The organism is Rhodopseudomonas sp. P2A-2r (assembly GCF_026015985.1).
Lineage (GTDB): Bacteria > Pseudomonadota > Alphaproteobacteria > Rhizobiales > Xanthobacteraceae > Tardiphaga.
Genome location: NZ_CP110389.1, coordinates 2,761,594 through 2,785,802, shown reverse-complemented (window position 1 = coordinate 2,785,802; position 24,209 = coordinate 2,761,594). Strand labels below are relative to the sequence as shown.

Sequence of the window (24,209 nt, the reverse complement as noted above, 5' to 3'; positions counted from 1 at the left end):
GCAAGGCCTGCCGCTCGCGGCGCTTTGCCTCAGTTGAGCCTGGCGACCACCACCAGCCGCCGGACGTCGCCGTTGCGGTAGGCCTGCAGGAACTTGTTGTAGTCCCGGAATGACACGCAACCGTTGGAATCGCCGTTGGGGCCCAGCATGTAAGTGTGCGCCAGCAGGCCGTTGCGGCCATAGATGGCGCCCTCGCCGCCGACCGGTGTCAGCCGCAGCGCCGCGACACCGTGGAACAGCGCCTCGCGCGGCTTGAGGTCGTAGACATGCGGCGGGGTGACGCCGCGCATCCGCTCATGGGCGTAAGCGGGATTGTCGAGCCGGCTGCCGAGACCGGAATGCGCTTCCAGGGTGGTGCCGTTCGGCATGTAGACTTTCTTGGCCGAGATATCATAGACCGCCGTGGTGCGGTCATAGGCCTGCGCCTTGATGAGATCGCGACCGTCGCTGCCGATGCCGCCATCGGAGCCGGCGAAGGCGAGCTGGGTGCCCGCAGCGGGCTGCTCCCTGCCGAACAGCTTCTCGAACATCGACGGCTTGTTGTTGGCGGCGGCAAGCACCGTGGCCTTGGCGCGCTGGACCATCAGCTCATGGGCGGAGATGCTCTGATTGGGCGGCAAGCGCAGCTCGGAGGGCTTGGCGGCCGGCACCGGAATGCTCGCCACCAGCTGACGCACGGTCGGCGGCTTCACGGCGTCCAGCGGCTTCGGAATTTCGGCCTGGGCAATCGCAGCGGCCTCCACTGCGGCCGGAACCGGCGGACGGCGGAAACGCTCCGGCGGCGCGCCCATCGAGAAGGTCGGGTCGAGCCAGGCGACCTGGCGACCCAGCGTCACCGAGGTCGGCGCGATATCCGCCGCTGCCTGTGCCGCCGCCTTGGCCATCGGGGCAAAGCGATCGGCGAATGAGGTCTGACCGAAGCGTTCGGCAAAGGACGACTGCTCGCCGTCGGCGGCCGATGTTGTTGTCGCGGTTGCGGTTTTGACCCTGACGCTGCCGGAGACGGCATCGACCCCGGCCGCGAACAGGTTGGCATACAACGTCCAGGCGCAGCCCAGCGCCACCAGTCCAACGGCGACGCCGCCGAGCAGGTTCTGCGGGGCGGTATTGCGGGATGAACGTCGGCGATGAGCCGTAGAAGCCTTGGATACGCGATTACGGGTCTTCATTCGCCCTGAGTCCACACCAATGTCACTGCACCTGCCCTGCGAAGCCACGGATCCGTGGAGCATCTCGCAGAGCAGCGAAGCGCCATTAGGGCGACTTTTAGTTAAATGCGGATTAAGGTCGGCGGTTGTGAGACTGCGGGAAACCCGGGCATTTGCCGGTCGACCGGTGCGTCAAACCATCGCCGCCTCCCCCTCGGGGAGGCGATCCGTTCGGCGGCGACCTCGCTCAATAGGTCAGCTTGGGATACCAGTCGGTGCCACGTCCCTCCGGCGTGACATCGAGGATGGTCCATAGCGGCATCAGATCCGGCGCCCCGCGCGGGTCCTGGCCGGGGTCGGCGCTGGCGCGGTCCATTTCGCCGCTCCAGAAATGGCGGATGATGCCGGCCCTGCGTGTGAACACGTTGAATGCCGCATCGTCGCCGCCATCCCCGGTCAGCCCATGGTAATCGCGGCTGAATTCCTCGGTCGGATCGGAGTAAAGCGGCAAATGGTGCCAGCCGCGCTGCTTCTTGAACGCCAGCAACCGCTTGATCGGCGACCGCGCCACCACCGCCAGCGCGACGCGCTGCTGGATGTCCGGCACCTCGCCATCCCATGCCGACAGCAACGAGGTGCACATCGGGCACGGCTTGTCGCGCTGCGGCCCAAACATATAGCTGTACACGACCAGCGTATCCTTGCCGCCGAACAGGCCGCGGAAATCCACCGGTCCGTTTTCTCCGACGAACCGATAGGCCCTGGTCACCTCGCCGCCATCGGGCAGTGCGCGACGCTGCTCGGCCACGCGCTCGATATGGCGGCGCAGCTCGATTTCTTCCGCCAGCAGCGCGATACGTGCGCGGCGATATTCCTCACTCTCGTTCGGATAGCGAAACGGGCTGGCCTTCGCCAGTTCCGTGGCCGGCTTCAATGTCCGGTTGCTCATGGCATGATCTCCACATGCTGATGTCGACACGTCCTTGTGCAAGACGTCCCGGCGCCGGCTGGACCGACATGACGCAACGGCGCCGGCGACGATTTCCGAAGGTCGCCCTGCCCAATCCGATCTGCGGTGAGAAGCGCCGGGACGGAACATTCCCCGCCCGCGCCATATTGATACTCCAAGCATGGCGCATCATCCCGGCGCCATCGATATGGGAGACACGTTCATGTCCGCGCTGTCAGGCGATCCCTATGGTCATTCGGCAGAAAAGAGCCGCTATCTCTCGGCACCGCGACGGCCGGATTTTACCCTCGATCAGGACTGGGGCAGCTATTCCGCCGCGGAACACGATCGCTGGGACCGGTTGTTCGCCCGCGCCCGGGAGGTTCTGAAAGGCCGTGCCTGCGATCCGTTCCTGACCGCGCTGAACACGCTGCAACTGTCCGAGACCGGCATTCCCGAGCTGGAAAAGCTCAGCGCCCGGCTGAAGCTAATCACTGGCTGGCAGATCGTCCCCGTCGCGGAACTGGTGCCCGACGACATCTTCTTCGATCACCTGTCCCATCGCCGCTTTCCCGCTGGCGCCTTCATCCGGCCGGAACACGAGATGGACTACCTGCAGGAGCCGGACATCTTCCACGACGTCTTCGGCCACGTGCCGCTGCTCGCCGACCCCGTCTATGCGGATTTCATGCAGGCCTATGGCGAAGGCGGTCGTCGTGCGCTCGACCTCGGCCGGTTGAAAAACCTGGCGCGGCTGCACTGGTACACGGTGGAATTCGGCTTGCTGAAAGGCGCCAATGGCTTGCGGATCTTCGGCGCCGGCATCCTGTCATCGGCCACCGAATCTGTGTTCGCGCTGGAAGATCCCTCCCCCAACCGGATCGGCTTCGACCTCGAGCGGGTGATGCGGACCAACTACGTCATCGACGATTTCCAGCAGACCTACTTCGTCATCGACAGCTTCGAGAAGCTGCTGGAGGACAGCTATCGCGATTTCGGCCCGCTCTATGCACGGCTCGGCGATGCTTCCGACATCGCCGCCCATGACATCACCGAGACCGACCGCGTCATCAATCGGGGCACCCGGGCCTATTTCAACAACAAGCCCAAGGCAGCATCAGCTGTTCAATGAGTTGGTGCGGAACTTGGCCGGAGATGAACCGAAGCGGCGGCGGAAGCTGCGGTGGAAATACGACAACTCGTTGAAGCCGCAGCTCAGGGCGACGTCGCTGATCTTCAGCATGCAGTTGCGGTCGTCGAGCAACATCGTCCGCGCCTTCTCCAGCCGCAGTTGCATGATGCGATCGGTGATGCTCAGTCCTGAGGACTGCAGCAGATCCTGAACGTAACGCACCGACAGGCCGAGCCTTTCCGCCACCACCCGGGTGGAGAACTGCTGATGGGCAAAGCCGTCATGGATTTGCGCCATTACGCTGGCAATTCGTGCCGCGCGCAACCCAACCGCGCCCACGGCAATGTCCGCCGTCACGCGCTCGCTGACCTTGTCCGTCCCGATCAGTTCACTGGCTTCGAAATTTGTGTTTTGCATTGCGTCCGCCAATCATTCCATTTCCCACGGCCATAGGTCGCAACGACCCCGGGATTTGGTTCAAAGCTGGCAGCGATAAAATTGATCGCGGTCGGGGCAATTGCGACGCGATGCGCCATTGTCGCATGGGCAGCGCCGGCGGATACGGCGCTGGCCCATCCGCGGACTATGGTTCAGCCAGTTCCGGCGGCGGCGAACGGTCGAGCACGTCGCCCTTTGGCTCTTCCAGCAGGTCCAGTTCGACCGGCTCGATCACCAGCGGCCCGCGCTTGCGGCTCAACTCGGCGACTTTCTCGATTCGCCCGAAACTCGCTTTCAGTTCCGGCAGCTCGGCCGCGTTGGGGTTGCCGACAAACAGCAACTTGCCGGCAAGCGCCACCGGATCGGGCTCCGGCATGTTGACCCAGCGGATACGCTGGCCGCGTTGCGTGACGCAGGTCCCTTTCGGCAAATAGAAGACAAGCCAGCTCGTCGTGCCGTAATCGTCGGCCAGCACGCAGCTGGCCCCGACACGCAGGCGAACGGCCTCGATCTCTGTCGCGAGCTGGGCAAAGCCAACGCCGATGCTGCGCACCGTGGCGTCGCGGCGATAGGCCGACAGAGCCCCGGTATTGGCCTGCAGCACCAGCGCCAGGAACATCATCATGCCGGTCGGCCCCGCCCAGCGCAGGCAGAAATTCACCGTCCGCTGCTCACGCGGCTGCCAGCGCGAAACATGCGCGGCCACCGCCGCGGCGATCGCCAGCGCCGGATAGACCGGCGCGAACCAGTTGGCCTCGACGCGGCTGTGCAGCGCATGCCAGGCGAAATACAGCGTGATGATCCAGAAGATCGCGTTGATCAGGGTCCGCGCTGCCCGTGGGCCATCGTCGCGCCGCAGCAGCGCATACAGCCCCATGACGCCGAGGATGAACACCAGCGGGGTCGCAAAGACGATCTGGGTCGGGATCAGCTCGGCGATGAAGGCCGGGTTGAAATGCTCCATGCGGGCGCGCCCGAGCTGCTTGATGAAGGAGACCCAGTGGTGATCGGCATTCCACAGGATGACCGGGGAAAACACCGCCAGCGCGACGAGACCGCCGAGATAGGGCCACGGCGACCACAGCCAGCGCCGCAGCTCCGGCACCAGCAGCAGCCAGATCAGGATCGCCGGACCGAAAAACAGCGCGGTATACTTCGACAGCAGCGCCGCGCCCACCGCGGCGCCGACCGCCAGCCACCACGCGCCGCGCCCGGTATCCAGCACCTTGGCGAGGGTGAACAGCACGAAGCTGGACGCCACCAGCACGGGTGCATCCGGGGTGACGATCATCGTGCCGGCCGCCGCCATCATGGTGGCGTTGAGCAGCAGCGTGGCGGTGGATGCGACACGATGGCCGCCGAACAGCAGCATCGCCGTGCGATAGACCGCCCAGCTCATCGGCAGACCCAGCAGCACCGACACCAGTCGCACGCCGAGCTGGGTATCGCCGCCGATCATGGTGCCGAGCCGGATCACCACCGCGACCATCGGCGGATGATCGTAGTAGCCGCCGGCCAGATGCTTCGACCACATCCAGTAATAGGCTTCGTCGAAGGTCAGCGGCGTCCATGCCGCCGCGATCAGCCGCAGCAGCACCAGCCCCGCCACGATCCCGGCGGTCATGCGAACCATCCGCAGATCGCCCGGGCTGATCGGAAGTGTCACCGCTTGCGCCAAACGAACAGGCCGGACATCGCGTAGTTCCAGACCACGCCCATCAGGGCGCCGGCGGCGCCGGCCAGCCACCAGATCGGCTCCTGATCGTAGACCGAGAATGCCACGCCGACATTGGCAAGCAGGCCCACGCTGCAGACCAGATAGAACAGCAGCAGGCCGCGCAGGATGCCGAAGCCCCTGAGCCGCTGGTCGCGATAGGTGAGGAAATTGTTGAGCAGGAAGTTGCTGGTCATCGCCATCAACGCGCCGCAGGCCTGCGCCTCGGCGAACGGCAGATTGAAGACCTCGAGCGCCACGAACAGCGCCGAAAAATGCACGAACAGGCCGATCGAGCCGACCAGTGCGAACAGCAGGAAGCGCAAGGAGACCACGTCATTGGTCAGCTTGGCCAACACCAGACCGAGGAAATCGAGCGCCACCATGGAATCGAGCTTGCTCTCGCCGTGCAGCCGCGATCCGAATTTATAGGGCACCTCGACAATGCGCAGATCACCGTGCGCCGTGGCGACCACGTCGAGCAGGATCTTGAAGCCCTGGATCGACAGTTGCGGCGCCAGCTTCTCGAAGCGATCGCGGCGGATCATGAAGAAGCCACTCATCGGGTCGGCGATCTTGACGCGCAGCACCCGCTGCGCGACCGCGGTGGCGAACTTGCTGGCGCCAAGCCGCTGGCTGTTGAAACTGTCGGCGCTGCCGCCGTCGATATAACGGCTGCCGATCACCAGTTCGGCAGCGCCGGTCTCGATCAGGCCGAGCATCTTCGGCAGTTGGGTCTCGTCGTGCTGCAGGTCGCCGTCAATCACCGCGGCGCAGGGCGCGCTGGAGGCGAGCATACCCTCGATGCAGGCACCGGACAGGCCACGCCGCCCGACCCGCCTGATGCAGCGAACGCGACGGTCGGTCTGCGCCAGGGCACGGACCGCATCCGCGGTTCCGTCCGGCGAATTGTCATCGACGAAGATGACTTCCCACGCCACGCCGGCCAGCGCGGCATCAAGCCGCGCCACCAGGGTCGCCACATTACCGCGCTCGTTGAAGGTCGGGACGATGACCGACAGCTGCAGCGGAACGCCTGCCTGCGACGCCAGTTCGGGCCCGGATCTGATGACTTGATTCATGGGCCAGCATATATCCGGCGCACGGCGCGAAGCCAAGGCGGCTTTGGCGCCAGCAATAAGACGTTGCAATGACAGGGGAATTTTGTGGTAAGTAGCCCAAATCGGGCCTTAAAATGCCAACGACCTCGAACAACATGGCGCGCGTACATCCGGCGCAACCGAGCTATTCCGAGGTCGTCCCAGCGCCGGATACCTTAAGCATCGACGTCGCCGTTGAAAACAAGATAGGGATGTCCGGGGCAATCTGCAAGGGGCAATCGCAATGGCCAGCAAAACCGGCGAGATCCACATCGGTATCGGCGGCTGGACCTTCGCACCGTGGCGCGGGGTGTTCTACCCGGAGAAGCTGACCCAGGCGAAGGAACTCAGCTATGCCGCCAGCAAGCTGACCTCGATCGAGATTAACGGCACCTTCTACGGCTCGCAAAAGCCGGAGAGTTTTCGCAAATGGGCGCGCGAGGTGCCTGACGGCTTCGTGTTCTCGCTGAAGGGTCCACGCTTCGCCACCAACCGCCGCGTGCTCGCGGAAGCCGGCGACAGCGTCAAGCGCTTCTACGATTCCGGCGTGCTCGAACTCGGCGATCGCCTCGGGCCGGTGCTGTGGCAGTTCGCGCCGACCAAGAAGTTCGACGAAGCCGATTTTGGCGCCTTCCTCGAATTGCTGCCGCGCGAGCGCGATGGCCACAAGCTGCGCCATGTGGTCGAGGTCCGCCACGACAGTTTTTGCGTGCCCGGCTTCATCGCCCTGCTGCGCCAGTTCAACACGCCCGTGGTTTTCTCGGAGCATGCCACCTACCCGGCCATCTCAGACATCACCGGCGACTTCGTCTATGCCCGGCTGCAGAAGGGCAAGGAGACCGTCACGACCGGCTATCCGCCCAAGGCGCTGGATGCCTGGGCGGAGCGGCTGCAGGATTGGGCGAAGGGCGGCGAGCCGACTGACCTGCCGAAGGTCGATGACGCCAAGCCGAAGAAGCAACCGCGCGACGTGTTCGCCTATGTGATCCACGAGGCCAAGGTGCGTGCACCGGCCGCGGCGATGGCCCTGATCGAACGGGTCAAGTAGCCGTCACGAACGACAGGTGTAGTGGATGGCCAGGTCCAGGAAGCTCTGCACGATCGGTTACGAACAGACCCCGGCCACCGCTGTGCTCGACGCCTTGCAGGAAGCCGGCGTCAAACTGCTGGTCGATGTCCGCGCGGTCGCGGCCTCGCGGCGCCCCGGCTTTTCCAAGAAGCAGCTCGCCGCCGGGCTCGACGAGCGCGGTATCGGCTACGTCCACCTGCGCGGTCTGGGCACCCCGAAGGACGGGCGCGAGGCCGCACGCAGCGGCAAGTTCGCCGAAATGCAACGGATCTACCGGGTGCATCTGAAGACGCCGCAGGCCAGGGAAGAACTCGACGAACTTGCGTCGCTGGTGATGAAGGCCGGCCCGGTCTGCCTGCTGTGCTACGAGCGCGACCACACCCACTGCCACCGGCAGATGATCGCCGAGATCATCGTGGAACGCGAGGGCGCGCGGATCGAGAACCTGCTGCCGCCCCAGCTCTGAATTTTTGCAGAACGTTCATCGATCGTTCTCCCGGCTCCGCTGGACGCGCAGGTTTTCCACAGATTAATCTACTTTAAGTTGTTTTCCGGTGGAGTATAGCTCCATGCGATGGGGCGTTGCGTGGTACGTCGTGTGCGTTGCCGTCGCCATGCTGGCGCGCGGGGCGGCCGCGCAGGACGCGGAGGAAGACGACGACGATCCCCCAGCGGTGACAGCAAAGCCCTCCTTCTGGGCATCCCTCCTCGAACCCCACGAGCCATCGCGGCCGCCGTTCGATTTCCTGACTGGCGGCATGCCGGACCGCATGCTGTATTTGAGCGGCGTCGAAATGCAGCGCTGGAGCCTCGCCGCCTATGCCGGCGCGCAATGGGCGCCGGCCCGGATCGATCGCGACGGCTTCATCCTGCGCATGGTGTTGTCGGACAGCGTCAATCGTTTCACGACGCCGACCCATTGCTACGACACGCAGATCCTGCGCGGCACCCTCATGCCCGGCTACAAACTCAGTCATGACAAATTCGAGCTGCAGGTGCTTGCGGGTGTCGGCACCGAGATCGATGCCGAACTGACCGACCGCTCAGCGGCAGCGTGGCGCCTCAAGCTCGGCGCGCAGATCACAGCCGATCTGTGGTGGGAGCCGTCGCGCGCATGGATGCTGCAAGCCTCGTTCTCCGCCACCACCATCGATAACGGTTTCAACAGCCGAGCGGCAGCCGGATGACGACTGTCCGATCGCTTCTGGATCGGCCCCGAATTCGCCGCCTCTCACGATTATTTCAGCCGGCAGTACCGGGTCGGCGCGCATCTCACCGGCCTGCGCACCGACGAATACGAATGGTCGGTCGCCGCCGGCCAAATGTGGGACAGCTACCAGCGCGAAGGCATCTACGGCCGGATCAGCGTCGTTGTCCGGCCGGCGCGAACGCTGCACCTCGACTGAGCTAATCCAGCGTGCGACGGAAGCGGGTCACCGCGATGGTCATCGCCAGCAGCATCAGCGCGACAAGCGCCAGCGCATCATAGCGCAGGTTTTCGATGGTCGCGCCCTTCAGCATGACGGCGCGGACGATCCGCACGAAATGCGTCAGCGGCAGGCCTTCGCCAAGATATTGCGCCCACTGGGGCATGCCGGCAAACGGGAACATGAAGCCCGACAACAGGATGCTGGGCAGGAAAAACATCATCGACAGCTGCATCGCCTGCAGCTGGTTCTGCACAATGGTGGAGAAGGTGTAGCCGATCGACAGATTCGTGGTGATGAACAGCGTGCTGAGCAGCGCCAGCAGCAGCAGGCTGCCCTGTATGGGCACACCGAACAGCAGCACACCGATGCCGATGATCAATGTGGCCTGGATGAAGCCGACCAGCACGTAGGGCACGATCTTGCCGAGCATGACCTCGACGGGCGTGATCGGCATCGCCAACAGGTTCTCCATGGTGCCGCGCTCAATCTCGCGGGTCACCGACAGCGCGGTGAAGATCAGCATGGTCATGGTCAGGATGGTGCCGACCAGGCCGGGCACGATATTGAGCCGCGACGACGCCGCCGGATTATAGCGCGCATGGGCGCGGATCTCGAACGGCAGCGTGGCAGGATCGCCGACGAACAGGTCGTGCTGCAGGGCCGTCTGCATCAGTTGCCCGAGCGCACCCAGTGCAGAACCGGCGGCCACCGGATCGGTAGCGTCTGCCGCCACCAACAGCGCCGGACGATCGCCGCGCCGCACCGCGCGCTCGAAGCCGCGCGGGATCTCGACGCCGAACAGCACCTTGCCCGACAACAGAAGGGCATCAAACTCGGCGACCGTGTGGACCTCGAGGGTGAACTGGAAATACGAGGTGTTTTCCATCGCCTTGAGGATCGAGCGGCCGAGATCAGAGTCCTCCTGCAGCAGCACCGCGGTCGGCAGATGCCGCGGCGTGGTGTTGATGGCGTAGCCGAACAACAGCAATTGCATCACCGGGATCATCACGATCATGGCGAACGACACCCGGTCGCGGCGCAGCTGAATGAACTCTTTCACCATCATCGCGTAGCTGCGCCGCCAGAAGCCGAACGGCCGCTCCTTGACCTCGCGATCCGGTGCCTCTGCGGCGCTCACTGGAAATTGTCCTTGGCGCGGGTCATCAGGTCGATGAACACATCCTCCAGCGATGGCGCGCCGCGCTGCCAGTGCTGCTCGGGCCGGTCGCGATGGGCAGCCACGATGGCCTCGAGCGCGGCGTGATCGCGACCGGAGACATGCAGGCTAGTGCCAAACGGCGCCACCATGTCGACGCCGGGCTTGCCGGTGAGATCGGCAGCGAGTTCGTTCAGGTGGGCACCGGTTACGGTCCAGGTCGCAAGTTGCGACGTCGCGATGACTTGCTCCACGGTGCCATGCGCCAGCAGATGGCCGTAAGCGATGTAAGCGATCTCGTGGCAGCGCTCGGCCTCGTCCATGTAGTGGGTCGAGACCAGCACGGTCAGCCCCTGCCCCGCGAGCGCATGAATCTCGTTCCAGAAATCGCGCCTCGCCTTGGGATCGACGCCGGCGGTGGGCTCATCGAGCAGCAGAAGTTGCGGATTGGGCAGCGTGCAGGCGCCGAGTGCGAGCCGCTGCTTCCAGCCGCCGGACAGTTCGCCGGCCAGTTGCTCCTCGCGGCCATTGAGGCCGAGCCGTTCGATCATGTCACGCGCCGCCTTGCGCGGATCGCGCACGCCGTAGAGCCTTGCTACGAATTCCAGGTTCTCGCGCACCGACAGGTCCTGATACAGGCTGAAGCGCTGCGTCATGTAGCCGACCCGGCGTTTGATCTTGTCGGCGTCGCGCCGGATATCGAAGCCGAGGCAGGTACCCTCGCCGCTGTCCGGCGTCAGCAGCCCGCACAACATGCGGATGGTGGTGGTCTTGCCGGAACCGTTGGGGCCGAGAAAGCCGTAGATGGTGCCGCGCTTCACCTGCATGCTCAAGTCATGCACCACCTCGCGGCCGTTGAACGATTTTGTCAGGCCCTTCACCTCGATGGCGATGTCGGACACGGCGACGAATGCCTCGGTCATCGCGTCGCCGCCACGGGAACCGGTGCATGGACAAAAACGCTGACCGGCTGGCCGACGCGCAGGCTGGCCGGCTTGTTCGGCCGCGCCTGCACGAGATAGACGAGCTTGTTGCGCTCATCGAGGCTGTAGATCACCGGCGGCGTGTATTCCGCTGAGGTGGCGAGATAATAGATCTTCGCGGTCAGATCGGCCGCGCAATTGTCGCAGGTGACACGGACCTCATCGCCGACTGCGAGCTTGGGCAGATCGGTTTCCGGTACATAGAACCGCACCTTCATGTTGCCCGGTGGCAGGATCGACAGCACCGGCCGCTGCGCCGGCACCATCTCGCCTTCGCGAAAATAGATCTGCTGGATGGTGCCGCTGACCGGCGCGAAGGCATTGCGTCGGGTCAGCCGCGTCTGCGAGGTGTTGACGCGTGCTTCGGCAACACGCAGCGCCGAGATCGCGGAGTCGAGGTTGGCCTGGGTACCGGAGCCGGTCTTGCTGAGCGACTGCGCACGCTCGAACGTCTGCTTCGCATTGGCCAGCGTGGCGTTGTTTTGGTTGAGATCGGCCTGCTGCAGATCGTCATCGACCGCATAGAGCGCCGCGCCGGCCTGCACCGCGTCGCCTTCGCGGACATGGAGTTTGGTGATACGGCCGGATTCATCGGGGCTGACAAAGATCATGTCGGCCTCGACCCAGCCCTGATAGCCGGGATCCTTGCGCTCGTTGCAGCCGGCCACGGCCATACACAATGCCAGTATTGCTATCAATCGCGATGCGCCATGTGACGACGTCATGTCGTCCTCCGTTCGCCAAAGATCAGATCGATATGGACCCGCAGCATCGCCAGCGGATCGAGCGGCGCGTGCTTGCCGAACAGCCCCTGCCAGATCACCGCCAACATGGCCGGCGCCACCACGAGCTGCGGAAAGTCCCGCAATGCTGGATTGCGAATTTCGCCGCGCGCGATGCCGTAGTCGATCAGTTGCTGCATGCCGGCGATGCCCCGTGAGACCACTTCGCGATAATAGAATTCCGACAATGACGGGAAGCGCGCGCCCTCCCCGATGATCAGGCGCAAAATGTCGCCCCGTTTGGTCTCCGCGATATCGCGCACAAAGGTCTCGGCGAAGCTCTCGACCATGGCGCGGGCGGATACGCCGGCCACCGGCGGCGCTGCCATCCGTGCGATCAGCGGTACCAGTGCGCTGCGCACCAATTCCTGGAACAGCGCCTCCTTATCGGTGAAGTAGAGATAGATCGTGCCCTTGGCGACGCCGGCGCGCCTGGCCACGTCGTCAAGCCGGGTTGCGGCAAAGCCGCGGGCGACGAATTCGTCGAGCCCCGCGGCGATGATCGCGGCCCGGCGTTCGGCAGCCTTCGCAGCCCTGTTCGATGGGGAGCGTGAGGCTTCAGTCCTTGGCGCCGTCGCTCGTGCAGACTTGGCCGTCGCGGCCGTATCGCCGCTGCGGATGTCGACTGAACGGACTGGCCGCCTCTTTTTCGGTCCAACTTTATTCATTCTTATATTATGACTGACTGGTCAGTCATAATATAGAAGCTATTGCGCGGGTTCGGCGCATTTCCTGCCCTGTCTCGGGCGGGCACGCGACGACGTCATTTTCAGCTATGAAACTTCAGTCCGTCGAGGATCTTGTCGATCACCTTGCGCTCGGCGCGCAAGGCCAGGCCCACCAGATTGAGATCGCCGCGCACGACGGCCTTCACCGCCTCACGGTTGGCGGCATCATGCGTCGTCCTGAACATGTCCTCGGTATAGATCGCCGGCCTGACCTCGCGGGCCAGCGCGCGTTCCAGAGCACGGCTCAGCGCCGGCCGGTCGGCACCGTAGATCAGGATGGGCTGGCCGATCAGCGCCAGATAGGGCGTGCCCGAACCGTCGGCATAGGGTTCACCGACGCAATCAGGAAATGCCGCGGCGATGCCGCTGGACAGAAATGCTGCGACGTTGAGCTTCTGCCAAACCTCAAGGTCATTGCGGATGACAAGGGCGATTTTGGTATCGAACTGCATGATGGCGAAGGTAGAGCTCAGCCCTTGGCATCGCAAGCCCAGGCGCGGATCACGCATTCCTTGCCACCGAAGTCGTAGCACTTCTTTGTCGCTTCATTCAGCGAACTGGAAATTTTCGGCGCCACCGCATAGCCGTGGGCGCCGCATGGATTCTTCATATCGACGGCGAACGCGGCGCAGGCCCGTTTCATCGTGACGGTGGTGCAGTCACCCTCGCACTGCTTTCGTGCCGCCGCGGTGGCGGCTTCCTGCGCGGGATAATCATAGGCCTGGCCATAGGCGCCGCATTTGCCGACAGCAAGCGCGCCGGCTGCAAAAGCCGGAGCAGAAACGGATGATGCGGTCAGCGTGACAATCAGTCCAAACACAAAAAAAGCGCGACGGCGCGCGGCAACACAAAACGTCAAATTCCCCTCCCCGAGGTCAATCAATGGAGAGAGCCTACATCGCAGGGCGTTTCAACTTGGTGAACAAAGTTCCACCAGCCTGCTCCCGGAAGCGGCCACACTCAGCCACGCCGCGCCTCGGCCAGCGCCTGCGGCGTATCGATGTCGAGGAAGGCCGCGTGGCCTTCCACCGGCACTTCCGTCACCGCCTCGGCGTGCTTCATGATCAGGTGGCGGGCGCCGACGTCGCCATCCAGCGTCATCAGTTCGCCGAAGAAGCGGCGCGACCACAGCACCGGATTGCCGCGGCGGCCGTCGCTGACCGGCACCGCGATCAGGCTGCCGCGATCCGGCGCGAAGGCCTCGATCATCCGATCGATCAACAGGGTGTCGATCAGCGGCATGTCACCGAGGCAGACCACCGCGCCGTCGGCATCGGCAGGCACCGCCTTGATGCCGGCTTTCACCGAACTGGCGAGGCCGGCGGCGAAATCCGGATTGCGCACGAAGCTGACGTTCAGTCCGGCCAGCGCCTGCTCCACCAGGTCGGCCTGATGGCCGGTGACAACGATGACGCTTGAGGCCTTTGAGGCCACCGCCTGCTCGGCGACGATCCGCACCAGCTGCTTGCCGCCCAGGTCGGCCAGCAGCTTGTTGGGCCCGCCCATGCGGGTCGAGCGGCCGGCCGCGAGAACGATGGCCGCGACATTGCGATTGCCGTCGGTGCCGACCGGCAGGCGCGGCTGCGGGCGCGTGACGATCTCCATCAGCAACCCGCCAACACCCATACCGGTCAGATCGGCGCGGCTGACCGGTATGCCGGCCAACAGCCGCATCAGCACCCAGTCGAATCCATTCTCCACCGGCGAGCGCGCGCAGCCCGGCGCGCCCAGCACAGGAACGCCGCGGGCCCGGCCGATCAGCAGCAGGTTGCCGGGATCGACCGGCATGCCGAAATGCTCGATGGTCCCGCCAACCTGTTCGATCGCCGCCGGAATCACATCGCGGCGGTCGGCGATGGCCGAGGCACCGAACACGATCACCAGTTCAGCGCCGAGCCCGAGCAATTCCTTGATCGATGCCGCCAGCGTGTCCTCGTCATGCGGCACGCGGCGCTCGGCGATGATCCTGGCACCGGCCGGCGCCAGCCGCTCCGCCGTCACCCGCAGGGTCTTGTCGATCACTTTTGGCGACAGGCCCGGCAGCAGCGTCGAGACGACTCCGACTTTTTGATCACGTAGGGCGCCACGTGCAGCGCGCTGCCCGCTGCAGCCACCACCGCGGCATCGCGCAATGCGCCGGCGACGCCGAACGGAATCAGCTTCACGGTGGCGATCATCTCGCCCTCGACCACCGGCTTGAAGGCCGACAGCGTCGCTAGCGTAATCGCCTCGTCGACCTCGTTGATGCGATCGACGGTGTCACGATCGACCACCAGCACGCCGGGCGCCGCCGCGAACAGATTGGCGCGGCCGGTGAAGGCCCGTTCCACATTGACGCTGGGACCGGCCACGGCCTGCGCTATGCTGGCGGCAGCGACGTCTTCCGACACGTCGCCATCTTCCAGGCGGACCACGACGATTTCCCCAACACCGGCACGAGTCAGCGCCTCCACCTCGGCGGTGCCGACGGTGGTGCCCTTCTTGAGCACGAGGTCGCCCTGGCGCAGCGTATGGACGGTGACGCCGCCCAATGCATCCCGCGGGCTGGCCGGACCGAACTTCATGCCGCTTCTGCCGCGGCACCGGCCTTGGGCAGACGCAGTTCGGCGGTGATCTGCGCCATGATCGACACCGCGATTTCCGACGGCGAGACCGCGCCGATGTTCAGCCCGATCGGCGCCTTGATCCGCGCAAAATCCGCGTCCGATACGCCCTGCGCCTTCAACCGGTCCGCGCGCTTGGCATGGGTCTTTCGCGAGCCGAGCGCACCGATATAGAAGCAGTTGCGTTCGAACGCATGCAGCAGCGCGGGATCGTCGATCTTCGGATCGTGGGTCACCGCGACGAAGGCCGTGTAGTGATCGACGTTGAGCGGCGGCAGTGCCTCATCAGGCCATTCCGCGATCAGCTTCACGTCGGGAAACCGTTCCGGGCTGGCAAAGGCAGTGCGCGGATCGATCACTGTCACGTCGTAGTCCAGCGAACGCGCCAGCGGCGCCAGCGCCTGGCTGATATGGACCGCACCGATGATGACGAGCCGCGCGGTCGGCGCATAGACGTTGAGAAATAGCTTCTCGCCGTCCTGCTCGATCATGCCGCTCTTACCCATGCGCAACTGTTTTGCGAGTTCGGCGCCGAGCGGATCGCCGGCAAAGTCGGCGGCTTTCACCAGCCGCTGCTCGCCAGTGGCAACATCGGTGACTACGATCACCGGGCGGCGCGAGGCGCGCTCGGTATTGATTTGAGCTAACGTCTCGAGCTTCACGATTGACCGACCTTTTCAACGAACACGCGAATGGTGCCGCCGCAGGACAGGCCGACATTCCAGGCGGTCTCGTCGGCAACGCCGAACTCCAGCAGCTTCGGCTGTCCCGACGCGATCACGTCGAGCGCCTCAGTCACGACCGCACCTTCGACGCAGCCGCCGGACACCGAGCCGAGAAACGTGCCGCCGTCGTTGATCACCAGACTGGAGCCGGCCGGTCGCGGCGCCGATCCCCAGGTCTCCACCACGGTGGCCAGCGCCACGCCGTGGCCGGCCTTATGCCAGTCCTCAGCCGCTTTCAGAATATCTTCATCGCGATTGAGCATGGGAGCCTCTCTAGCAAGCGGGACGTCAGGCGGCTGGGCGGATCAGGCTGCGGTGGTGCACCGGTGGCGGCGCGGACAGCGCCTTGATCAGGCCTTCCATCGAACTCAAGTTATGCACGGGGCGGAATTCGTCAACGTGCGGCAACATCATTTTAATGCCCTGCGCCTTGGCTTCAAAGCCATCGAAGCGCAGCAGCGGATTGAGCCAGATCAGCCGGCGGCAGGAGCGGTGCAACCGGTCCATCTCGAACGAGAGTTTGGCGTCGGCCTCGCGCTCCAGCCCGTCGGAAATCAGCAGCACGATGGCGCCCTGGCCGAGCACGCGACGGCCCCACAACTTGTTGAAGCTGTGCAGGGATTCCGAGATCCGCGTGCCGCCTGCCCAATCCTCCACCGACGCCGAGCAGCTCGCCAGCGCCTCGTCGGGATCGCGCGCACGCAACGCTCGCGTCACATTGGTCAACCGCGTGCCGAACAGGAAAACCGACACACGTTTTCGTGCGTCAGTGATGGCATGGAGGAAGTGCAGGAACAGCCTTGTATATTCGCTCATGGAGCCGGAGATATCGAGCAGCGCCACGATCGGCGCCGGCCGGTCGATCAGGCCGAGGCGGCGGATGTCGACGATGTCGCCGCCGGTGCGCAGGCTGCCGCGCAGGGTGCGGCGCAGGTCGAGCTTGAGGCCGCGCGCGTCGGGCTGGAAGCGACGGGTGCGCAGTTCCGCTTGCGGCAAACTCATGGCAGCGATGGCGCGGGTGACCTGCGCGATTTCCGCCGCGCTCATCTGCGCGAAGTCCTTCTTCTGCAGCACCTCGCGGTCGGACACCGAGAGCTTGATCTCCTGCTCCTTGGGCTGCTCCTGCGCCGGCGACATGGACGGCTGCGACATCGCCTCCTGGACCCGGCGCGAGGCCGGCGGCGGCGGCTTCTTGGCCTGGTCGGGCAGCGGCACCGAATCCAGCAGGTGCTTCCATTCCTCGGCTGCGCGAAAAAACAGGTCGAAGGCCTGGGCGAACACCAGCGCATGCTCGTGACGCTTGACGAAGATCGCTTGAAGCGTCGTGAACAGATCGGCGCGCCGACCGATCTCGATCAACTGGATCGCATTCAGCGCATCGATAACCGCGCCCGGCCCGACCGGCAGACCTGCAGCCCGCAGCGCGCGGGCGAAGCCGATGACGTTGTCGGCCATCTGGCCGGTGGGTGGGTTGAGGTGATCCATGGTCATCCGACTGGCTCGCTCATCGTGATCGACGTACCCGCCCCGCGGAAGCAAGGCCCCTCTCCCGCTTGCGGGGAGGGCTGGGGTGGGGGCGCAACGGACGCCGGGCTTGTGGCGGTCCCTCCCCGACCCTCCCCCGCAAGCGGGAGAGGGAGCGCACCCGCGTTCGTGGCGTCGCCGGAGGCCAGATCAGTCGCTCGTCGCGTCCTTCAAAACCTTCTGCAGGTTATCGCCCTGCATCCGCGCAATGTCGTCCTGGTACTTCAGCAGCGCGCCGAGCGTATCGCCGACCACCTGCGGGGTCAGCGCGCGGGCGTCGAGTTCGGTGAGCGCGGTCGCCCAGTCGATGGTCTCGGCAACGCCCGGCGACTTGTAGAAATCCTGGTCGCGCAGCGCCTGCACGAAGGCCACCACCTGCGCCGACAGTTTTGCAGAAATGTTCGGCACCCGCGACTTGACGATGGCCAGCTCGCGGTCGGCCGACGGGAAATCGACCCAGTGATACAGGCAGCGTCGCTTCAGCGCGTCGTGGATTTCGCGAGTGCGGTTCGACGTCACAATGACGATCGGCGGCGCCGGCGCCTTGACGGTGCCGAATTCGGGAATGGTCACCTGGAAGTCGCTGAGGATTTCCAGCAGATAGGCCTCGAAGGCTTCGTCGGCGCGGTCGAGTTCGTCGATCAGCAACACCGGCGCGCCGTTGACGTCGGGCTCCAGCGCCTGCAGCAGCGGCCGCTTGATCAGGTAGCGCTCGGCAAAGATGTCGCTGGAAAGCTGGTCGCGATCGGTATCGCCGGTGGCTTCCGCCAGCCGGATCGCGATCATTTGCGAGGCGCTATTCCATTCATACACCGCAGAGGCGACGTCGAGGCCTTCATAACATTGCAGACGGATCAGCTTGCGGCCCAGCGCCGCCGACAGCACCTTCGCAACCTCGGTCTTGCCGACGCCGGCTTCACCCTCGAGGAACAGCGGCCGGCCCATCTTCAGCGCCAGGAACACCACCGTCGCCAGCGAGCGCTCGGCGAGATAGCCGCGGCTTGTCAGCATTTCCAGCGTCGCATCGACGGAGGCAGGCAGCGCCGATGTCGTGGTCATGAGCAAGCCATTCTGAACAAGGTTATGCCCGGCTGTTGGCGGTTTCGACAGCGCGGCGCGCCAGCACGCCGATGAGATGCGCGCGATATTCCGCGCTGCCGTGCAGGTCGCTGTTGAGGCCTTCGGCGGGCACCGTGAGACCGTCCAGCGCCTTGGGCGAGAACCGCTTCTTCAGCGCCTCCTCGAAGGCGGTGACGCGGAACACGCCTTCCGAACCGGCGCCGGTCACGGTGACGCGCACGTCCGACGGGCGCTTGGCGACGAACACGCCGACCAGCGCGTAGCGCGAGGCCTGGTTGCGGAACTTGATATAGGCGGCCTTCTTGGCGACCGGAAACAGCACCTTGGTGATGATCTCGTCGGCTTCCAGCGCGGTGGTGAACAGCCCCTGGAAGAATTCTTCCGGCTTCAGCTTGCGCTTGTTGGTGACGATCGTGGCACCGAGCGCCAGAACCGCCGCCGGATAGTCGGCCGTGGGATCGTTGTTGGCGAGCGAGCCGCCGATGGTGCCCTTGTGGCGCACGGCGGGATCGCCGATCAGCGCCGCCAGTTCGGCCAGCGCCGGGAGTGCCTCGCCGACAATCGGGGAGTTGGCGACATCGGCATGCTTGGCGGTGGCGCCTATCACCAGCGAGCGCCCCTTCATCTCGATGCCGTCGAGGCCTTCGACATGGGAGAGGTCGACGATATGCGGCGGCGCCGCGAGGCGCTGCTTCATCACCGGGACCAGCGTATGGCCGCCGGCGATCAGCTTGGCATCTTCATTCTTGATCAACAGGTTGGCGGCCTGCCGGACGGTCGCCGGACGATGATATTTGAATTCGTACATGGGAAATTCCTGGGTCGCGGTGCGCGTTGATCGCTGGCGTCGTGCGGTGGGGCAACCTTAAGCGAGATCGGAGTTTGCCATTGCCTTGGCGCCGGCCGCGATCGACTGGACGATATTCTGATAGCCCGTGCAGCGGCACAGATTGCCTTCGAGCTCTTCGCGGATCAGGTGGTCGCTGAGGTCGTGGCCCTTGCGATGGACCAGGTCCACGGCGGTCATGATCATGCCGGGCGTACAAAAACCGCACTGCAGGCCATGGTTCTCGCGAAAGGCTTCCTGCATCGGATGCAGCGGCGCGCCGTCGGCGGCGAGCCCCTCGATGGTGGTCACGGTGTGACCGTCGGCCATGACCGCGAGGGTGGTGCAGGACTTCACCGCCTTGCCGTCGAGATGCACGACGCAGGCGCCGCACTGCGAGGTGTCGCAGCCCACATGGGTGCCGGTCAACCGCAGGTTTTCACGAAGAAACTGCACCAGCAGCGTGCGCGGATCGATATTGCCGCTCACCTGATTGCCGTTCACGATCATGGAGATTTTGGCCATATGCACTCTCTTCATCCGCCTGGCCATTGCGTGGCCGCACGGTCATTAAAACCATTCCAGATCCATAATATGGCGCATCCCGGCAATGAGCAACCTCATGTCGGGGCGGCGAGCCATGTGCTGGGGGCACAAGTTCGGCACGTGTCCCGGATCTGCGAAGCAGCGCTACGTGCTGCATCGCGTCCGGGACAACTGCGAGGCCTCAGCCCTGAACGGCCTTGGCAAAGTTCGCGAAAAACTCGTCGGCGATCTTCTTGGCCGAACCGTTGATCAGGCGCTGCCCGAGCTGGGCCAGCTTGCCGCCGATCTGTGCCTCGACATTGTAGGTCAGCAGCGTGCCGCCGTCCTTGTCGGTCAAGGCGACCACTGCGCCACCCTTGGCGAAGCCGGCGACGCCGCCCTCGCCTTCGCCTGAAATCTTGTAGCCGTTCGGCGGATCGAGATCGCTGAGCGTGACCTTGCCCTTGAAGCGCGCCGACACCGGGCCGACCTTGATCTTGGCGGTGGCGCGAAAGCCGCCCTCCTCGGTGGTCTCGAGCTCTTCGCAGCCGGGGATGCAGGCCCTCAGGACCGCGGGATCGTTGAGCTTCGTCCACACCACTTCGCGCGGCGCGGCAAGCTGGACTTCGCCGCTCATCGTCATGGCCATGGGATTGTCTCCTGGAATCTTCGCCGCCTGGGATGGCGGCCGATATCCCAAGTAAAGCACAGGGGGAGCAAAGGAAAGAGCCCCCGGATCCTGGGGATCCATAATCGCGCCGCAACAATCGGGGTATTGGCACAGGAGGCCGGGAGTGGTTAGGGTCCGCGCAACATGAGCACCACCCTTTCCCCCTGCTGGCACCGCTGCTGTCCAGTGCCGCGATGCGCGCCGTCTGCGACGATGCCGCAACGTTGCAGCACATGCTCGATTTCGAGGCTGCGCTGGCGCGCGCCGAGGCGGCCACCGGCGTGATCCCGGCAAGTGCCGTGGCCGCGATTGCCGCCGCCTGCCGGAGCGACAAATTCGACCTGGCGGAATTAGCCGAAGCCGCGACTCGCTCCGGCAACACAGCCATTCCGCTGGTCAAGACGCTGACGGCCCATGTCGCGAAAGCCGACGCTGACGCCGCGCGCTACGTACACTGGGGCGCCACCAGCCAGGATGTCATCGACACCGCCACCATGCTTGGCCTGCGCGCTGCCATCGACGTGCTGCTCGTCGATCTCGACCGCGCCATCAAAGGCTTCGCCAGCCTCGCCAGGAAACATCGCGACACCGCAGTGGTGGCGCGGACCTGGCTCCAGCATGCCCTGCCGATGCCGTTCGGGCTGAAGCTCGCGGAATACGCTGCTGCACTGCAACGTTCAAAACTGCGGCTGGTGCGCCTTCGCAGCGAAGCGGTGGCGCTGCAGTTCGGCGGTGCCGCCGGCACGCTGGCCGCGCTCGGCGACAACGGCCTCAGAGTCGCCGACGCACTGGCGCGGGAATTGAATCTGCCGCTGCCGGATGCGCCGTGGCACACCCATCGCGACCGCATCGCGGAGGTCGCCTCGGTGCTGGCGATTCTCGCAGGCAGCTGCGGCAAGATTGCCCGCGACGTGTCGCTGCTGATGCAGACCGACGTCGCCGAGGCTTTCGAGCCAGCAGGCGAAGGCCGCGGTGGCTCCTCCACCATGCCGCACAAGCGCAACCCGGTCGCGTCGGCGATCGCACTGTCCGCCGCCACCATGGCGCCGAACCTGGCGGCAACGATCTTCGCCGTCCAGGTCCAGGACCACGAGCGCAGCGCCGGGCCGTGGCATGCGGAATGGCCGACCCTGCCCATGCTGCTGCTGGTCACGTCGGGCGGACTGGCCGCGATCGTCGATATCGCAGAAGGGCTTGAGGTCGACGCCGCCAGAATGCGGCTCAACCTCGACGCCACCCACGGGTTGATCATGGCCGAGGCCGTGACCTTTGCGCTGGCGGACAGACTCGGCAAGAGCGCCGCACATCATCTGGTCGAGGCCGCGACCAAGCAGGCGGTGGCGCAGAAGATACATTTGCGCGACGTGCTTACCGCCGATCCCCAGGTTGCCGCGCAACTCAGCGCCGACAGGATTGCAGAACTGTTCGAGCCGATGGCCTATCAGGGCGTCTCGCAGACGCTGATCGACCGGCTGCTGGCTTCGCTCGATTCCAAATAACAAACGCCTGAGGAGACACGCTATGCCCATGATCGATGCCGACGGTTGCCTGCTCAATGTCTCCGTCGAAGGCCGCGACGGCGGCCCGACCCTGATGCTGTCGAACTCGCTGGGCACCACCATGAAGATGTGGGAGCCGCAAATGGCGGCGCTGACCAAACTGTTTCGCGTGATCCGCTACGACCGCCGCGGTCACGGCAAGTCCGGCGTACCGACCGGCGGCTACTCCATGGAGCGCTATGGCAATGATGTGCTGGCGATCCTCGACGATCTCAACATCGACAAGGTCAACTGGTGCGGGCTGTCGATGGGCGGCATGGTCGGGCAATGGCTCGGCGCCAACGCACCGGAGCGGTTCGACCGCCTCATCCTGTCCAACACCAGCTGCTACTATCCCGACCCCACCAACTGGCACAACCGCATCAAGGCGGTGCGCGAGGGCGGCATAGCCGCCGTCGCCGATGCAGTCATAGCTGGCTGGCTCACCGCCGACTTCCGCGAGCGCGAACCTGTCATCACCGCCAACATGAAGGCGATGCTCGTGGCCAGCCCGGTGGTAGGCTATCTCGGCGCCTGCGAGGCGCTGTCGACGCTGGACCAGCGCGCGCTGCTGCCGAAGATCAAAAGCCCCACTCTGGTGATCGCCGGCCGACACGACATGGCCACGCCGGTCGCTGCCGGTGAATTCATCCGCAGCCAGATCCCCGGCGCCAGCCTGACCATTCTCGACGCCGCGCATATTTCCAATGTCGAACAGCCGCACGCGTTTACGGACGCAGTGGTCGGCTTTCTGACGCAACGATAAGCGGAGCGATCCCATGGACGACCAACAGCGCCGCGACAACGGCACCGCACAGCGACGCAAGGTTCTGGGCAATGCCTGGGTCGACAAGTCGGCGGCCGGCAAAAACGCCTTCAATGGCGACTTCCTGGACCTGATCAGCCGCTACGCCTGGGGCGAGATCTGGACGCGGCCGCATTTCGACGAACGCACGCGGCGGGTGTTGGTGATCGGCACCATGGTGGCGCTCGGCCAGTGGGATGAATTCCGTCTGCATGTCCGCGCCGCGCTGGCGGAAGGCGGCTTCACGCCCGACGACATCAAAGAAATCCTGCTGCAGCAGGCGATCTATTGCGGGGTTCCCGCGGCCAATCATGCCACGAAGGAAGCCGCAGCGATCATTCAGGAACTGGGATTACTGAAGGAATAGACGCCGGCATTGCCGGCGCGTTCGGGGCGGCCTTGGCGGCCTCCGGCGCGACGCGCAGCAACGGCGGTTCCATCGCCATCAGGATGGCGGTGCCGAGCAGTAGCAGCAGTTCGGTGACATGCAGTTTCATGGCGGCGGTCTCGCCGACCTTGTACGCCATGATCATGCTGAGAAAGCTGATCACGCTGCCGATCCCCAGCGCCATGGCCAGCGCCTCGTCACAGCCGCCGGTCTTGCGGATCGACGCCCGGGTGGTGAACAGCAGGAACACCGCGAAGAACGCCACTACGGTCAGCTTGCCCAGCGCCAGCAGCCAGGCAAAGCGCACCGTGCTCATGGTTCCGATCTGCATGTAGTCGCTGAAAAACAGCGCCATCGACACGTTGGCGCGCTCATAGAGGCCATGGATCGGCGAAATCATGATCTTGAATGAGGTGATGGTCCAGGCGGGAATAAAATAGCACGCCAGAAGCGCGCCGTTGAAACTGCTGATCCGCCAGTTCTGGTACATTGCCCGTTCCGCCAACACTGTCGCCCGCAACCCGAGTCGAGCCCGACATCGGCGAGGTAACCTTCGCTAGCCCGGGCAGGCAACGGTAACCCTTTATTTACCTTAATTTCAGCGAGGACGGGATAACCGCCACCGGCGGTCGTTCTCGCTTGCCAAATGAAAAAGCCCCGCCTTCCGGCGGGGCCTCCCTGTTTCCACTGTTCGGCCGGCTGCGCTGCTGGCGCTCGCCCTGCCCGCCACCCGGCTGCTGGCCGCCCTGTTGCTGACCGCCCTGGCGGTTCGGATCCTGCTGCTGCTGTCCGGGCTTCTGGCCGCCGCCCTGCTGGCCGGGCTTCTGACCTGGGCTCTGATTCTGCTGGCCCGGATTCTGGTTCTGATTGGACATTCTGCAATCTCCCTTGTTGAA

Annotated in this window: 26 protein-coding genes and 2 pseudogenes; 7 read left to right on the top strand and 21 right to left on the bottom strand. The window is 64.8% G+C overall.

The window, feature by feature from the left end:
* Positions 1 to 29 precede the first annotated feature (29 nt).
* Both ONR75_RS13100 and ONR75_RS13095 read right to left on the bottom strand, forming a co-directional pair.
* Positions 30 to 1,169 carry a DUF2778 domain-containing protein gene (locus tag ONR75_RS13100; protein ID WP_265082978.1) on the bottom strand — a complete coding sequence of 380 codons (1,140 nt, stop codon included), beginning with the start codon at positions 1,167 to 1,169 and terminating at the stop codon, positions 30 to 32.
* Positions 1,170 to 1,395: 226 nt separating this feature from the next.
* Positions 1,396 to 2,097 carry a DUF899 family protein gene (locus ONR75_RS13095; protein ID WP_265082977.1) on the bottom strand — a complete coding sequence of 234 codons (702 nt, stop codon included), beginning with the start codon at positions 2,095 to 2,097 and terminating at the stop codon, positions 1,396 to 1,398.
* A 223-nt stretch (positions 2,098 to 2,320) separates the two neighbouring features.
* On the opposite strand from ONR75_RS13095, the gene phhA reads away from it, so the two are divergent.
* The gene (gene phhA / locus ONR75_RS13090) at positions 2,321 to 3,229 is read left to right on the top strand and encodes a phenylalanine 4-monooxygenase (protein ID WP_265082976.1); all 909 of its coding nucleotides are present in this window, start codon (positions 2,321 to 2,323) and stop codon (positions 3,227 to 3,229) included.
* Here the strand turns inward: phhA and ONR75_RS13085 are convergent.
* The 3 genes from ONR75_RS13085 to ONR75_RS13075 form a co-directional block, all read right to left on the bottom strand.
* Positions 3,215 to 3,658: a helix-turn-helix transcriptional regulator gene (locus ONR75_RS13085; protein WP_265082975.1), complete on the bottom strand. Its 444-nt coding sequence runs from the start codon at positions 3,656 to 3,658 to the stop codon at positions 3,215 to 3,217. The genes phhA and ONR75_RS13085 overlap by 15 nt on opposite strands.
* Before the next feature lie 154 nt (positions 3,659 to 3,812).
* Positions 3,813 to 5,291, bottom strand: a complete 1,479-nt coding sequence (locus tag ONR75_RS13080) for a glycosyltransferase family 39 protein (protein WP_265082974.1) — start codon at positions 5,289 to 5,291, stop codon at positions 3,813 to 3,815.
* Between the two features lie 38 nt (positions 5,292 to 5,329).
* Positions 5,330 to 6,463 (bottom strand): glycosyltransferase family 2 protein, encoded by a 1,134-nt coding sequence (locus tag ONR75_RS13075; protein ID WP_265082973.1) that lies wholly within the window; start codon positions 6,461 to 6,463, stop codon positions 5,330 to 5,332.
* 262 nt (positions 6,464 to 6,725) lie between these two features.
* Here ONR75_RS13075 and ONR75_RS13070 point away from each other — a divergent pair, with 262 nt between their 5' ends.
* The 3 genes and pseudogenes from ONR75_RS13070 (at position 6,726) to bcsS (ending at position 8,956) form a co-directional block, all read left to right on the top strand.
* Positions 6,726 to 7,529: a DUF72 domain-containing protein gene (locus tag ONR75_RS13070; protein ID WP_265082972.1), complete on the top strand. Its 804-nt coding sequence runs from the start codon at positions 6,726 to 6,728 to the stop codon at positions 7,527 to 7,529.
* Positions 7,530 to 7,554: 25 nt separating this feature from the next.
* Positions 7,555 to 8,016: a DUF488 family protein gene (locus ONR75_RS13065; protein WP_265082971.1), complete on the top strand. Its 462-nt coding sequence runs from the start codon at positions 7,555 to 7,557 to the stop codon at positions 8,014 to 8,016.
* Positions 8,017 to 8,119: 103 nt separating this feature from the next.
* Positions 8,120 to 8,956: pseudogene (bcsS, locus tag ONR75_RS32435) on the top strand (cellulose biosynthesis protein BcsS).
* 1 nt (position 8,957) lies between these two features.
* Here the strand turns inward: bcsS and ONR75_RS13055 are convergent.
* From ONR75_RS13055 to ONR75_RS12990, 14 genes and pseudogenes are all read right to left on the bottom strand, one after another.
* On the bottom strand, positions 8,958 to 10,118 hold the full coding sequence (locus tag ONR75_RS13055; RefSeq protein ID WP_265082970.1) for an ABC transporter permease: 1,161 nt from the start codon (positions 10,116 to 10,118) through the stop codon (positions 8,958 to 8,960).
* Complete coding sequence (locus ONR75_RS13050) at positions 10,115 to 11,059, bottom strand: ABC transporter ATP-binding protein (protein WP_265082969.1); 945 nt, start codon at positions 11,057 to 11,059, stop codon at positions 10,115 to 10,117. Before ONR75_RS13050 ends, ONR75_RS13055 begins: the two co-directional genes overlap by 4 nt.
* Positions 11,056 to 11,844, bottom strand: a complete 789-nt coding sequence (locus ONR75_RS13045; protein ID WP_265082968.1) for an HlyD family secretion protein — start codon at positions 11,842 to 11,844, stop codon at positions 11,056 to 11,058. The genes ONR75_RS13050 and ONR75_RS13045 overlap by 4 nt, the downstream gene beginning before the upstream one ends.
* Entirely contained in the window at positions 11,841 to 12,569 is a 729-nt protein-coding gene (locus tag ONR75_RS13040) for a TetR/AcrR family transcriptional regulator (protein ID WP_265082967.1), read from the bottom strand. The genes ONR75_RS13045 and ONR75_RS13040 overlap by 4 nt, the downstream gene beginning before the upstream one ends.
* A 101-nt stretch (positions 12,570 to 12,670) precedes the next feature.
* Positions 12,671 to 13,081: a DUF2000 family protein gene (locus ONR75_RS13035; protein ID WP_265083642.1), complete on the bottom strand. Its 411-nt coding sequence runs from the start codon at positions 13,079 to 13,081 to the stop codon at positions 12,671 to 12,673.
* Positions 13,082 to 13,098: 17 nt separating this feature from the next.
* The gene (locus tag ONR75_RS13030; RefSeq protein ID WP_413776465.1) at positions 13,099 to 13,449 is read right to left on the bottom strand and encodes a DUF4189 domain-containing protein; all 351 of its coding nucleotides are present in this window, start codon (positions 13,447 to 13,449) and stop codon (positions 13,099 to 13,101) included.
* A 140-nt stretch (positions 13,450 to 13,589) separates the two neighbouring features.
* Positions 13,590 to 15,193, bottom strand: a pseudogene (locus ONR75_RS13025) (NTP transferase domain-containing protein).
* The gene (locus tag ONR75_RS13020; protein ID WP_265082965.1) at positions 15,190 to 15,894 is read right to left on the bottom strand and encodes an XdhC family protein; all 705 of its coding nucleotides are present in this window, start codon (positions 15,892 to 15,894) and stop codon (positions 15,190 to 15,192) included. Before ONR75_RS13020 ends, ONR75_RS13025 begins: the two are co-directional and overlap by 4 nt.
* Positions 15,891 to 16,220, bottom strand: coding sequence for an XdhC family protein (locus ONR75_RS13015; protein ID WP_265082964.1), 330 nt, complete (start codon positions 16,218 to 16,220; stop codon positions 15,891 to 15,893). The genes ONR75_RS13020 and ONR75_RS13015 overlap by 4 nt, the downstream gene beginning before the upstream one ends.
* Before the next feature lie 25 nt (positions 16,221 to 16,245).
* Positions 16,246 to 17,448, bottom strand: coding sequence for a vWA domain-containing protein (locus tag ONR75_RS13010; protein ID WP_265082963.1), 1,203 nt, complete (start codon positions 17,446 to 17,448; stop codon positions 16,246 to 16,248).
* 183 nt (positions 17,449 to 17,631) lie between these two features.
* Positions 17,632 to 18,540: an AAA family ATPase gene (locus tag ONR75_RS13005; protein ID WP_265082962.1), complete on the bottom strand. Its 909-nt coding sequence runs from the start codon at positions 18,538 to 18,540 to the stop codon at positions 17,632 to 17,634.
* A gap of 22 nt (positions 18,541 to 18,562) precedes the next feature.
* Entirely contained in the window at positions 18,563 to 19,369 is an 807-nt protein-coding gene (locus ONR75_RS13000; RefSeq protein WP_265082961.1) for an FAD binding domain-containing protein, read from the bottom strand.
* A 57-nt stretch (positions 19,370 to 19,426) separates the two neighbouring features.
* Entirely contained in the window at positions 19,427 to 19,912 is a 486-nt protein-coding gene (locus tag ONR75_RS12995) for a (2Fe-2S)-binding protein (RefSeq protein WP_265082960.1), read from the bottom strand.
* Between the two features lie 202 nt (positions 19,913 to 20,114).
* Positions 20,115 to 20,561: a CoxG family protein gene (locus tag ONR75_RS12990; protein ID WP_265082959.1), complete on the bottom strand. Its 447-nt coding sequence runs from the start codon at positions 20,559 to 20,561 to the stop codon at positions 20,115 to 20,117.
* A 215-nt stretch (positions 20,562 to 20,776) separates the two neighbouring features.
* Between ONR75_RS12990 and ONR75_RS12985 the strand changes: the two genes are divergently transcribed.
* Genes ONR75_RS12985 through ONR75_RS12975 form a run of 3 tightly spaced genes read left to right on the top strand, consistent with a single transcriptional unit; the run spans position 20,777 to position 23,292 of the window.
* Entirely contained in the window at positions 20,777 to 22,081 is a 1,305-nt protein-coding gene (locus tag ONR75_RS12985) for a 3-carboxy-cis,cis-muconate cycloisomerase (protein ID WP_265082958.1), read from the top strand.
* A gap of 22 nt (positions 22,082 to 22,103) precedes the next feature.
* Positions 22,104 to 22,886, top strand: coding sequence for a 3-oxoadipate enol-lactonase (pcaD, locus tag ONR75_RS12980; RefSeq protein ID WP_265082957.1), 783 nt, complete (start codon positions 22,104 to 22,106; stop codon positions 22,884 to 22,886).
* Between the two features lie 13 nt (positions 22,887 to 22,899).
* Complete coding sequence (locus ONR75_RS12975; RefSeq protein WP_265082956.1) at positions 22,900 to 23,292, top strand: carboxymuconolactone decarboxylase family protein; 393 nt, start codon at positions 22,900 to 22,902, stop codon at positions 23,290 to 23,292.
* Here the strand turns inward: ONR75_RS12975 and ONR75_RS12970 are convergent.
* Both ONR75_RS12970 and ONR75_RS12965 read right to left on the bottom strand, forming a co-directional pair.
* Positions 23,261 to 23,803, bottom strand: a complete 543-nt coding sequence (locus tag ONR75_RS12970) for a hypothetical protein (RefSeq protein ID WP_265082955.1) — start codon at positions 23,801 to 23,803, stop codon at positions 23,261 to 23,263. The two genes, ONR75_RS12975 and ONR75_RS12970, sit on opposite strands and share 32 nt — an antisense overlap.
* Positions 23,804 to 23,900: 97 nt before the next feature.
* The gene (locus ONR75_RS12965) at positions 23,901 to 24,188 is read right to left on the bottom strand and encodes a hypothetical protein (RefSeq protein ID WP_265082954.1); all 288 of its coding nucleotides are present in this window, start codon (positions 24,186 to 24,188) and stop codon (positions 23,901 to 23,903) included.
* Positions 24,189 to 24,209 lie beyond the last annotated feature (21 nt).

What these genes read in the sequence shown, in the direction of transcription:
- ONR75_RS13100 (WP_265082978.1), bottom strand. Translation starts at nt 1,169, where the DNA reads ATGAAGACCCGTAATCGCGTATCCAAGGCTTCTACGGCTCATCGCCGA.
- ONR75_RS13095 (WP_265082977.1), bottom strand. Translation starts at nt 2,097, where the DNA reads ATGAGCAACCGGACATTGAAGCCGGCCACGGAACTGGCGAAGGCCAGC.
- phhA (WP_265082976.1), top strand. Translation starts at nt 2,321, where the DNA reads ATGTCCGCGCTGTCAGGCGATCCCTATGGTCATTCGGCAGAAAAGAGC.
- ONR75_RS13080 (WP_265082974.1), bottom strand. Translation starts at nt 5,291, where the DNA reads ATGACCGCCGGGATCGTGGCGGGGCTGGTGCTGCTGCGGCTGATCGCG.
- ONR75_RS13075 (WP_265082973.1), bottom strand. Translation starts at nt 6,463, where the DNA reads ATGAATCAAGTCATCAGATCCGGGCCCGAACTGGCGTCGCAGGCAGGC.
- ONR75_RS13070 (WP_265082972.1), top strand. Translation starts at nt 6,726, where the DNA reads ATGGCCAGCAAAACCGGCGAGATCCACATCGGTATCGGCGGCTGGACC.
- ONR75_RS13065 (WP_265082971.1), top strand. Translation starts at nt 7,555, where the DNA reads ATGGCCAGGTCCAGGAAGCTCTGCACGATCGGTTACGAACAGACCCCG.
- ONR75_RS13050 (WP_265082969.1), bottom strand. Translation starts at nt 11,059, where the DNA reads ATGACCGAGGCATTCGTCGCCGTGTCCGACATCGCCATCGAGGTGAAG.
- ONR75_RS13045 (WP_265082968.1), bottom strand. Translation starts at nt 11,844, where the DNA reads ATGACGTCGTCACATGGCGCATCGCGATTGATAGCAATACTGGCATTG.
- ONR75_RS13040 (WP_265082967.1), bottom strand. Translation starts at nt 12,569, where the DNA reads ATGAATAAAGTTGGACCGAAAAAGAGGCGGCCAGTCCGTTCAGTCGAC.
- ONR75_RS13035 (WP_265083642.1), bottom strand. Translation starts at nt 13,081, where the DNA reads ATGCAGTTCGATACCAAAATCGCCCTTGTCATCCGCAATGACCTTGAG.
- ONR75_RS13015 (WP_265082964.1), bottom strand. Translation starts at nt 16,220, where the DNA reads ATGCTCAATCGCGATGAAGATATTCTGAAAGCGGCTGAGGACTGGCAT.
- ONR75_RS13010 (WP_265082963.1), bottom strand. Translation starts at nt 17,448, where the DNA reads ATGACCATGGATCACCTCAACCCACCCACCGGCCAGATGGCCGACAAC.
- ONR75_RS13005 (WP_265082962.1), bottom strand. Translation starts at nt 18,540, where the DNA reads ATGACCACGACATCGGCGCTGCCTGCCTCCGTCGATGCGACGCTGGAA.
- ONR75_RS13000 (WP_265082961.1), bottom strand. Translation starts at nt 19,369, where the DNA reads ATGTACGAATTCAAATATCATCGTCCGGCGACCGTCCGGCAGGCCGCC.
- ONR75_RS12995 (WP_265082960.1), bottom strand. Translation starts at nt 19,912, where the DNA reads ATGGCCAAAATCTCCATGATCGTGAACGGCAATCAGGTGAGCGGCAAT.
- ONR75_RS12990 (WP_265082959.1), bottom strand. Translation starts at nt 20,561, where the DNA reads ATGGCCATGACGATGAGCGGCGAAGTCCAGCTTGCCGCGCCGCGCGAA.
- ONR75_RS12985 (WP_265082958.1), top strand. Translation starts at nt 20,777, where the DNA reads ATGCGCGCCGTCTGCGACGATGCCGCAACGTTGCAGCACATGCTCGAT.
- pcaD (WP_265082957.1), top strand. Translation starts at nt 22,104, where the DNA reads ATGCCCATGATCGATGCCGACGGTTGCCTGCTCAATGTCTCCGTCGAA.
- ONR75_RS12975 (WP_265082956.1), top strand. Translation starts at nt 22,900, where the DNA reads ATGGACGACCAACAGCGCCGCGACAACGGCACCGCACAGCGACGCAAG.
- ONR75_RS12970 (WP_265082955.1), bottom strand. Translation starts at nt 23,803, where the DNA reads ATGTACCAGAACTGGCGGATCAGCAGTTTCAACGGCGCGCTTCTGGCG.
- ONR75_RS12965 (WP_265082954.1), bottom strand. Translation starts at nt 24,188, where the DNA reads ATGTCCAATCAGAACCAGAATCCGGGCCAGCAGAATCAGAGCCCAGGT.